Source organism: Veillonella ratti (assembly GCF_003992115.1).
In the GTDB taxonomy this organism is placed as follows: Bacteria; Bacillota; Negativicutes; order Veillonellales; family Veillonellaceae; genus Veillonella_A; species Veillonella_A ratti.
The window spans coordinates 1-11,181 of record NZ_RQUX01000031.1 but is presented as its reverse complement, the minus strand read 5'-3'; the positions used below and the strand labels follow the sequence as shown (position 1 = coordinate 11,181).

Annotated in this window: 1 protein-coding gene; it reads left to right on the top strand. The window is 41.1% G+C overall.

Translation table 11 applies throughout. From position 1 onward, the window contains the following. The first annotated feature begins 586 nt into the window (after window positions 1–586). Window positions 587–11,122, top strand: coding sequence for an ESPR-type extended signal peptide-containing protein (locus EO124_RS09905; RefSeq protein ID WP_127059374.1), 10,536 nt, complete (start codon window positions 587–589; stop codon window positions 11,120–11,122). The last annotated feature ends 59 nt before the right edge of the window (window positions 11,123–11,181 follow it).

The window sequence follows — 11,181 nt, the reverse complement described above, 5'->3', positions numbered from 1 at the left end:
GTATTATCGTATATATTAGATGTTTTGGGTTTATAAAAATTATAACAAAATAAAAAATAAAGTTGACGGTGAAAAATTTAGTCTTTTGTGGTTGAATATGAAAATGAAAGGTGATAAAATGAATATAGAATTAAGATGGAGTGATTATGAAGACCATTAAACTATGACTCATAGTGTGGCTTTTGAATTATAACCTCTGCAATCTAAGATATGTATAGTATAAATTTAGGGAAAGTTAAATGAGATAAATAATAATCGATTGGTTAAATAGGGTTATATATCTCATGAAGGTATTTTGAAAGGGGATGGTAGTAATTGAATATTTATTTATATAAAAATAATAGGATTAACTGACATATATCAACACAAAATGTGATAAATATATGTTGATAATCAAATAAATGGTATTTTTTATTTTTAAGGGAAAGATTATTAACGAATTATGGATGATTTGTGGGAGCCAATCATCCGAAATAGTTAGGAAGCGATGTAATTTTATATTAATTTTTGGGAATAATTTTTTGAAAAATATCGCTACAAACTAGTAATTAGGGTTGTGTGTGGGTAGGTAAAGGAGTTACAGAGTATGAATAAGGTATTCAAGGTAGTATGGAGCAAGACAAAGGGTATGTATGTAGTAGTGTCTGAATTGGCTAAAAGCCATCAGAACGGTAGCACAAAACGAATTAAGGGTGTAGTGTTGTCCGGTTTAGTGGGTGCTTTTTTATTGGGCGCTTTGGGAACCGCGGATGCAAGTTTGATTACCACTGATGAAAATCAGATGAAGATTGATTATAAAAAGACGACTCAAGCTTACGATGCTGTAGGTTGGGACTCCGGTAATGGTGTTCAATTTAAACTCTTGGTACAAGGTGCTAAGAATGGCGGCGTTGAAGTTCAGATGGGATCGTATAGTAGTGGTGGTCGAGATAAAGTGTCGACTAGAACACAGCCGGGAGAGGATCGTAAAGATAGCCGTTACCAAGTACTTAAAATCGGTTTGGATGCGGATACTCTTAAAAAGATCAATGATTCCAGCTCAAATTCTTCAACCGCTCTTGATGAATTAAAAAATAAGGCAAACCGGGATCTTGATAATTTGTCTGAAGCTGGGGAAAAGAAACTGAGTGATCTGGTAAAAGGGATTAAGACCGGCTCTACGAATCTTACTGCAGGCAGCGACAATATCAAAATTGCTGAAAGTGAAAATGCTGATGGCAGTAAATCCTTTAGCGTTGATTTGAATAAAAAAGTTAATCTTACCGCTGATGGCTCTGTTACTGTAGGTAATACCAAACTAGACAAGTCAGGTTTAGTAGCCGGTGAAACTAAAGTTGGAGCGAATGGTATATTGGTTGGTAAAGCAGCTTTAACTGCCGGTGGTTTTGCTCTTGGGAACACCGTTGTTGCAGCAGATGGTTTAACTGTTGCCGGTGGTCCGTCCGTAACTAAAGCCGGTATTGATGCAGGTGGCAAAAAAGTATCTAATGTTGGTGAAGGTGCTGTGGCTGAAGGTTCTACTGATGCAGTAACCGGTGGTCAATTATTTGGCGTGCAAAAAGATCTCAATGATTCTATCAAAGGTGCTCAAGACACAGCTAATTCTGCTCTTCAGAGTGTAACCGTAACCGATACTAAAGGCCAAACTCTCGTTGTTAATAAAGACAATGCAGGCTTTGGTATTGTTGGTGCTACCGATGGCATGGTTGAAAGTAAAGTATCCGGTCAGAACCTGGTAGTAGACTTAACCGATGCAACGAAAGAAAAAATCAATAACGCAGCCGGTAAAGACTTAGGCAACTTGGATGATAAAGGTAAAACCGTTATTAAAGAAGTTGTTCAGGAATCTGTTAATGTAGATGGTGGTAACAATATCAGTGTTGTTGATGCAACCGATAAAGACGGCGTTAAAACATTCACTGTTAATTTAGATAAAAATATTAATCTTGGCACAGACGGTTCCGTTGCTGTAGGTGATACCAAACTAGATAAGTCTGGTTTAGAAATCGGTGCGACTAAAGTCGCTGCAGACGGCGTGAGCGTTGGTGATGCAGCGTTAACAACTGATGGCTTAGCCATTGTTGGTGGTCCATCCGTAACTAAAGACGGTATCAATGCAGGCGGTAAAGTTGTTGGCAACCTTGGTGAAGGTGCTGTAGCAGCTGGTTCCACTGATGCTGTAACCGGTGGTCAATTATTTGGCGTGCAAAAAGATCTCAATGATTCTATCAAAGGTGCTCAAGATACAGCTAATTCCGCACTTCAGACTGTAAGTGTTAAAGACGGTGCCGGCAATGTTCTTACCGTGAATAAAGATAATGCCGGTTTCGGTATCGTAGGTGCTACCGACGGTATGGTTGAAAGTAAAGTATCCGGTCAGGACTTAGTAGTAGACTTAACAGCTGCGACAAAAGAAAAAATCAACAACGCAGCCGGCAAAGATTTGGGCAACTTGGATGACAAAGGCAAAACCGTTATTAAAGAAGTTGTTCAAGAATCCGTTGATGTAGCAGGCGGCAACAACATCGAAGTAGCTGATACTGTAAATAACGATGGCGTTAAAACATTCACCGTTAACATGAAGAACAATGTTGACTTAGGTGCATCCGGATCCATTAAAGCCGGTGCTACTACATTAGATGCTAGCGGTTTAACTGCCGGTGCTACTAAAGTCGGCGCTGATGGCGTAAGCGTTGGTGATGCAGCGTTAACAACTGACGGTTTAGCAATCGTTGGTGGTCCATCCGTAACTAAAGACGGTATCAATGCAGGCGGTAAAGTTGTTGGCAACCTTGGTGAAGGTGCTGTAGCAGCTGGTTCCACTGATGCTGTAACCGGTGGTCAATTATTTGGCGTGCAAAAAGATCTCAATGATTCTATCAAAGGTGCTCAAGATACAGCTAATTCCGCACTTCAGACTGTAAGTGTTAAAGACGGTGCCGGCAATGTTCTGACCGTTAATAAAGACAATGCCGGTTTCGGTATCGTAGGTGCTACCGATGGTATGGTTGAAAGCAAAGTATCCGGTCAGGACTTGGTAGTAGATTTAACAGCTGCAACTAAAGAAAAAATTAACAACGCAGCCGGTAAAGATTTGGGCAACTTAGATGACAAGGGCAAAACAGTCATCAAAGAAGTTGTTCAAAATGCAGTTGATGTAAAAGGCGGTACTAATATTAATGTAGATGCAGCTAATGTTAATGATGTTAAGACATTTACTGTTAACTTAGATAAAAACTTGGATTTGGGCGGTGAAGGCTCCATCACTTTGGGCGATACCATTATCAAATCCGGTGACGTACATGTTGGTGATACAACCATTAACAACGGCGGTGTAACCTTGAACTCCAACGGCGTATTCAAAGTTGGTGATACTGTAATCAACGGCAGCTCAATCAATGTTGGCGGTACAACCCTCAACCAAGGCGGTTTGACGATTAAAAATGGTCCTACCATCAACGTTGGCGGTATCAACATGGGCGGAACTAAGATTACTAACGTAGCTAATGCAACTGAAGAAGGCGACGTGGTAACTTACAATCAGTTACAAGAAGTGAAAAATATCGCGACTGAAGGCTCCGAATTGGCTAACAGTGCACTTCAAACTGTAGCTGTTAAAGGTAATGACGGTCAGACAATCACTATCAGCAAAGGTCAGGCAAACCTTGGTATCGTAGGTGCTGCTGACGGCATGGTTGAAAGTAAAGTGTCCGGTCAAGACTTAGTAGTAGACTTAACAGCTGCAACTAAAGAAAAAATTAACAACGCAGCCGGTAAAGATTTAGGCAACTTGGATGACAAAGGTAAAACTGTAATTAAAGAAGTTGTTCAAAAATCTGTTGACGTAAAAGGTAGCGATAACATCGAAGTAACTAGTGCAACAGGTGCTGATGATGTTAAGACGTTTACTGTTAATATGAAGAACAATGTTGACTTAGGTGCTACTGGATCTATCAAAGCCGGTACAACTACAGTTGATGCTAACGGCTTAAGTGTTGGCAATGCAGCGTTAACTACTGATGGCTTGGCAATCGTTGGCGGCCCATCCGTAACTAAAGACGGCATCAATGCAGGCGGTAAAGTAGTATCTAACCTTGGTGAAGGTTCCGTAACTGAAGGCTCTAAAGATGCTGTAACCGGTGGTCAGTTATTCGCAGTTAAAACTGATGTTGATGGTGTAAAAGGCCGTGTAGATACAATCAATAATAACCTTGAAAAAGTCACTAACAATTTAGAAAAAGTGACTGAAACAGCCGGTAGTGCTCTTCAAACAGTAACTGTAACAGATACTAAAGGCCAAACCCTTGTTGTTAATAAAGACAAAGCAGGCTTTGGTATTAAAGGTGCTACCGATGGCATGGTTACCAGTGAAGTATCCGGTCAGGACTTGGTAGTAGACTTAACAGCTGCTACTAAAGAAAAAATTAACAACGCAGCCGGTAAAGACTTAGGTAACTTGGATGACAAGGGCAAAACCGTTATTAAAGAAGTTGTTCAAAACGCAGTTGATGTAAAAGGCGGTACTAATATTAATGTAGATGCAGCTAATATTAGTGATGTTAAGACATTTACTGTTAACTTGAACAAAAACGTAGATCTTGGTGTTGACGGCTCCATTTCCTTAGGCGGCACAACGCTTAACCAAGGCGGCTTAACGATTAATAATGGCCCATCCGTTACTGTTGACGGCATCAATGCAAATAACACTAAGATTACTAACGTAGTAGACGGTTCGAAAGCCGGCGATGTAGTAACTTACAACCAATTATTAGAAGTTCGTAAGATTGCGGAAAATAGTTCCGGTACCAGTGGCTCAGCTCTACAGTCTGTAAGCGTTAAAGATACCGAAGGTAATACGATTGTACTTAGCAAAGATAATTCAAGCTTAGGTATCGTTGGTGCTACTGACGGTATGGTTACTAGCGAAGTGTCCGGTCAAGACTTAGTAGTCGACTTAACAGCTGCTACGAAAGAAAAAATCAATAACGCAGCCGGTAAAGATTTAGGCAACTTGGATGACAAAGGTAAAGAAGTCATCAAAGAAGTTGTTCAGAAATCCGTTGACGTAAAAGGTGGCACTAACATCGAAGTAACCAGTGCAACCGGTGCTGATGATGTTAAGACTTTCACCGTTAACATGAAGAACAACGTTGATTTAGGTGCTAATGGTTCCATTAAAGCCGGTGCCACTACAGTTGATGCTAACGGTTTAGCAATCGTTGGTGGTCCTTCTGTAACTAAAGACGGCATCAATGCAGGCGGTAAAGTAGTATCCAACCTTGGTGAAGGCTCCGTAGCTGAAGGCTCTAAAGATGCTGTAACCGGTGGTCAGTTATATGCAGTAGATCAGAAAGTTGATAAAGTAACCAATAATGTTGAAACAATCAAGACTAGCCTTGAAAAAGTTACTGAAACTGCAGGCAGTGCACTTCAAACAGTAACCGTAACAGATACTAAAGGCCAAACTCTTGTTGTTAATAAAGACAAAGCAGGCTTCGGTATTAAAGGTGCTACCGATGGCATGGTTACAAGCGAAGTGTCCGGTCAGGACTTAGTAGTAGATTTAACAGCGGCAACTAAAGAAAAAATTAACAACGCAGCCGGTAAAGATTTAGGCAACTTGGATGACAAAGGTAAAGAAGTTATTAAAGAAGTTGTTCAAAAATCTGTTGACGTAAAAGGCGGCGCTAACATCGAAGTAACCAGTGAAACCGGTGCTGATGATGTTAAGACATTCACAGTTAACTTGAACAAATCTATAGACTTAGGCGCTGATGGCTCTATCTCCTTAGGTAATACTGTAATTAACGGCAACACAATTAATGTGGGCGGTACAACTCTCAACGAAGGCGGTTTGACTATTAAAAATGGTCCTTCCATCAACGTTGGCGGTATCAATGCAGGCGGCACTAGAATTACAAATGTAGCTGACGGCAAAGACGCAAGTGACGTAGTTACTTACAGCCAATTGCAAGAAGTACGTACGATTGCTGAAAACGGTTCCGGTACTAGCGGAACAGCTCTTCAGACTGTAAGCGTAAAAGACACTGACGGTAATGCAATCACAGTTAATAAAGAAAAAGCATCCTTTGGTATCGTAGCTGCTACTGATGGCATGGTAGAAAGCAAAGTTAACGGTCAAGATTTGGTAGTTGACTTGAATGCCGCTACTAAAGAAAAGATTAACAATGCAGCCGATAAAAACTTAGGCAACTTGGGCGACGGCGGTAAAGAAGTTATTAGAGAAGTTGCTCAAGACGCCGTTGATGTATCGGGTGGCAACAATATCGACGTAGCTGAAGTAAGCAAAGATGCGGGTGTTAAGAGATTCATTATTAACCTAGAAAACAACGTAAAATTAGGTGATACTGGATCCATTACAATTGGTGGAACCACAGTTAATGCTGGTGGTTTAACAATTGCCGATGGCCCGTCCGTAACTAAAGACGGTATCGATGCAGGCGGTAAAGTAGTATCCAACCTTGGCGACGGCTCCGTAGCTGCAGGCTCCAAAGATGCTGTAACCGGTGGCCAGTTATTTGATGTTAAGACCGAATTGGATGGTAAAGTAACGACTATCAATAATACTCTTGAAAAAGTAACGGAAACAGCCGGTAGTGCGCTTCAGACTGTAACGGTAATGGATACGAATGGTCAAAAACTTACAGTTAACAAAGATAATCCTGCATTCGGCATCAAAGGTGCAAGTGAAGGTATGGTTACAAGCAGTGTTGTTGGTCAAGACGTAGTAGTAGATTTAACAGCTGCAACTAAAGAAAAAATCAACAACGCAGCCGGTAAAGATTTAGGCAACTTGGATGACAAAGGCAAAGAAGTTATCAAAGAAGTTGTTCAAAAATCTGTTGACGTAAAAGGTGGTACAAACATCGAAGTAGCCAGTGAAACCGGTGCTGATGATGTTAAGACATTCACCGTTAACATGAAGAACAATGTTGACTTAGGCGATAACGGCTCTATTAAAGCCGGTGCTACTACAGTTGATGCTAACGGTTTAGCTATTGCCGATGGTCCGTCCGTAACTAAAGACGGTATTGATGCAGGTGGTAAAGTAGTATCCAACCTCGGCCAAGGTTCTGTAGCTGAAGGTTCTAAAGACGCTGTAACCGGTGGTCAGTTATACGGTGTGAAAACTGAATTAGATGGCAAAGTAAACACTGTTACTAACGAAGTTAATACAATTAAGACTGACGTTGGCACATTGAAGACTGAAGTAACAACCGTTAAAAATGATGTAGGTACTCTCAAAACTGAAGTGAATACAGTTAAAACTGATGTAGGCACAATCCGTACAGATGTGAATACCTTGACTGATCGTGTAACAACTGTTGAAAACACAGCAGGCAGTGCACTTCAAACAGTAACTGTAACCGATACTAATGGTCAAAAACTTGTTGTTAATAAAGAAAAAGCAGGTTTCGGTATTAAAGGTGCTACCGATGGCATGGTTACCAGCGAAGTTTCCGGTCAAGACTTGGTAGTAGATTTAACAGCTGCAACGAAAGAAAAAATTAACAACGCAGCCGGTAAAGATTTAGGCAACTTAGATGACAAAGGTAAAACTGTTATTAAAGAAGTAGTTCAAGACGCTGTTGATGTAAAAGGCGGCAGCAATATCAACGTAGATAAAGCTACGGTTGATGGTGTTAAGACATTCACTGTTAACTTGGATAAAAACTTGGATCTCGGCGGCGAAGGTTCTATCACTTTGGGCGATACCATCATCAAATCCGGTGACGTACAAGTTGGTGGTACAACCATTAATAACGGCGGCGTAACTTTGAACTCTAAAGGCGAATTCAAAGTTGGTGACACTGTAATCAACGGCAGCACAATCAATGTTGGCGGTACGACCCTTAACCAAGGTGGTTTGACAATTAAAAACGGTCCTTCCATCAATGTAGGCGGTATCAACATGGGCGGTACTAAGATTACCAACGTAGCTAATGCCACTGAAGAAGGCGATGTAGTAACTTACAACCAGTTACAAGAAGTGAAAAATATCGCTACTGAAGGTTCCGAATTGGCTAGCAGCGCACTTCAAACTGTATCGGTTAAAGGCAACGACGGCCAAACGATTGCTATCAGCAAATCTAACTCTGCTATTGGTATCGTAGGTGCTACTGATGGTATGGTTGAAAGCAAAGTTAATGGTAATGACTTGGTAGTTGATTTAACCGCGGCTACTAAAGAAAAAATCAACAATGCAGCCGGCAAAGATTTGGGCAACTTAGATGACAAAGGTAAAGAAGTTATCAAAGAAGTAAGTCAGGATGCAGTTGATGTAGTAGGTGGTAACAATATCACTGTTGATACTGAAAAAGCTGATGATGTTAAGACTTTTACAGTTAACTTGAATAAAGATTTGAACTTAGGTGGCGAAGGCTCAATCACTTTAGGCGATACGGTAATTAAATCCGGTGATGTACATATTGGTGGTACTACAATTAACAATGGTGGTGTAACCCTTGTTCCTACCGGTGAATTCCGAGTTGGCGACACTGTAATCAACGGCGGTTCCATTAATGTAGCCGGCACAACTATCAACGAAGGCGGCATTACCGTTAACCCTCAGGGCAACATCGTTCTTGGCGACACTACAATCTCCAATGGTGGGTTCACAATTAAGAACGGTCCTACCATCAACGTTGGCGGTATCAATATGGGCGGTACGAAGATTACTAACGTAGCTAACGGCACTCAAGAAGGCGATGTAGTTACTTACAACCAGTTACAAGAAGTGAAAAATATCGCAACTGAAGGTTCCGAATTGGCTAACTCCGCATTGCAGACTATCTCCATTAATGATGGTAACGGTGGCGTAATCACAGTTAATAAAGGCCAGGCAGGCTTCGGTGTTACCGGTAAATCCGGCGGCATGGTTGAAAGCAAAGTTGATGGTCAAAACTTGGTAGTAGACTTAACGGCAGCTACTAAAGAAAAGATTAACAACGCAGCTGATAAAGACTTGTCCAACTTAAGCGATAAAGGCAAAGACGTTATCAAAGAAACCAGTCAGAATGCAGTTAATGTAACAGGTGGTACTAACATTACGGTAACTCCTTCCGACGTTAACGGTGTTAAGACATTCGATGTTAACTTGAATAACCAAATCGACCTTGGTGCTACCGGTTCTGTAAAAGCAGGCAATACAACGGTAGATAACAATGGTGTAAGCGTAGGCTCCAGCACATTGAACGGTAGCGGTTTAGCCATTGCCGGTGGTCCTTCCGTAACTAAAGACGGCATCGATGCAGGCAATAAAGTAATTTCCAACATTGCTGATGGTGTAAAAGCCGGCGACGCTGTGAATAAAGGCCAGTTGGATAAAGTAGATACTAAAGTTACTGACTTAACCGGTAGAGTTGACGGTCTCGACAAAGGTCTTAAAGACTTGGGTACTAAAGTTGACGGCTTAGGTCAAGAAGTTAAAGACCTTGGCACAAAAGTTGGCGACTTGGATACTAAAGTAGGTAATTTAGACACTAAAGTTGGCAACCTTGATACTAAAGTAACCGATTTGGATAATACAGTTAAAGGCTTTGACGGTCGCTTGACTGATGTTGAAAACGTAGCCGGTAGCGCAATGCAAGGCATCTCGATAGGTTCTGATACCAATAATAAAGAAGAACGTGTAAATCTTTCTAAAGATAACAATCGTATGGATATTGTTGGTGCTACCGATGAAAAAGGTAATAAGTCTATTGTAACTGCGGTTGAAGGGAATAAAGTCACTGTTGATCTTACCGATACGGTAAAAACTAAGATTGATAATGCAGCAACCATAAATATGGACAATTTGACTTCTGAAGGTAAATTTAATGTTCGAAAATTGGTGCAAGCAGAAGGCGGCGACGAATATGTTGATGTTAAAACAATTATGAATCCTGATGGGTCAAAAACATTTAATATCAGCATGACTAAAGAAGCTGTTGAAGAATTTACTCGTGAAACCGGCTGGTATATTCCGGAAGAGGATGAAACGGTAAATACGGTTGAAACTGAAAGATCAGGGTTCCGTAATGCAACTACAAATACTTCAACTAAGCCTAAGAGAAGTGGCTTGAAATATACTGGCAACTTCAAAATTGTTGGCGGTACAGATCTTGAATTAAATGATGACTTACATGTAGGTCATTCATTAACGATAGGTGAAGTTAATGGACAAGATCGAGATGCATCACAAGGCGGTGTAGCTGAAATAACCGCTCAGGGCTTCCATGTTGGTGAATCGTCATTAACAGGTAATTCGTTGACTATAGGTGGTGTCAACGATAGTAGCGTGGCTCAGTTGACGAAAGCTGCCTTAATATTCGGTGATGTAACTGACGGAACAGTAACTGCATCAACTACCTTATCGAAAGATGGTTTGGCTGTTGGTGATACTAGCGTAACATCCGAAAAAGTTGCTGTAGGTAAGTCTTCGCTTACTAGTGATGCACTTACAGTAGATGGAATCAAATTAGCTAGCCAATCAAGTACTGAAACAGGTTTGATCATTTTAGACAATGTGGCTCAAGGATCTATTACCGAATCTTCTAACCAAGCAATTACAGGTGCTCAGTTGTATCCTATTAAAACTCAGGTTGAAACGAATACGGCAGCAATCGGTGTACTTGGTGAAGTAGTAAATGCACAAGGCCAGGCTATTCAAGGCTTGTCTTCTGAAATTCAAAACGTACGCAATGAATCCGCTGAAGGCGATGCAATGGCCGCATCCTTAGCCGCCTTGAATCCACTTCCATATGCTGAAGGCGAACGTGGACAGATTATGGCCGGCTTAGGTACTTACAGAGGCAAACAAGCATTGGCAGTAGGTTATGCATACGCACCGGATAGCGATCAGCAATACACGGTAGGTCTCTCCTATGGTCAAGGCGGTAAAGCTATGGCTAACTTGGGTGCTACATTCCGTATCGGTTCCGGAGAAACAACTAAACCTGGTACCTCTGTAGCTGCAGTTCAAAACAAAGTTCAAGCTTTAGAAGCACAGAATAAAGCGCAACAAGCTAAATTCGATGCTGAATTGGCTGCTAAACAGAATCAGATCGATGCTCAGAACGATCGCATTGCTAAATTGGAAGCTTTGGTAATAGATCCTTGAGCCACATTGTCTAAAATGATCAAACCTGTTTCAGTACTTGATTGGCTAGCTAATTTGAT

Coding starts and splice junctions, on each gene's coding strand:
- EO124_RS09905 (WP_127059374.1), top strand. CDS start 587: ATGAATAAGGTATTCAAGGTAGTATGGAGCAAGACAAAGGGTATGTAT.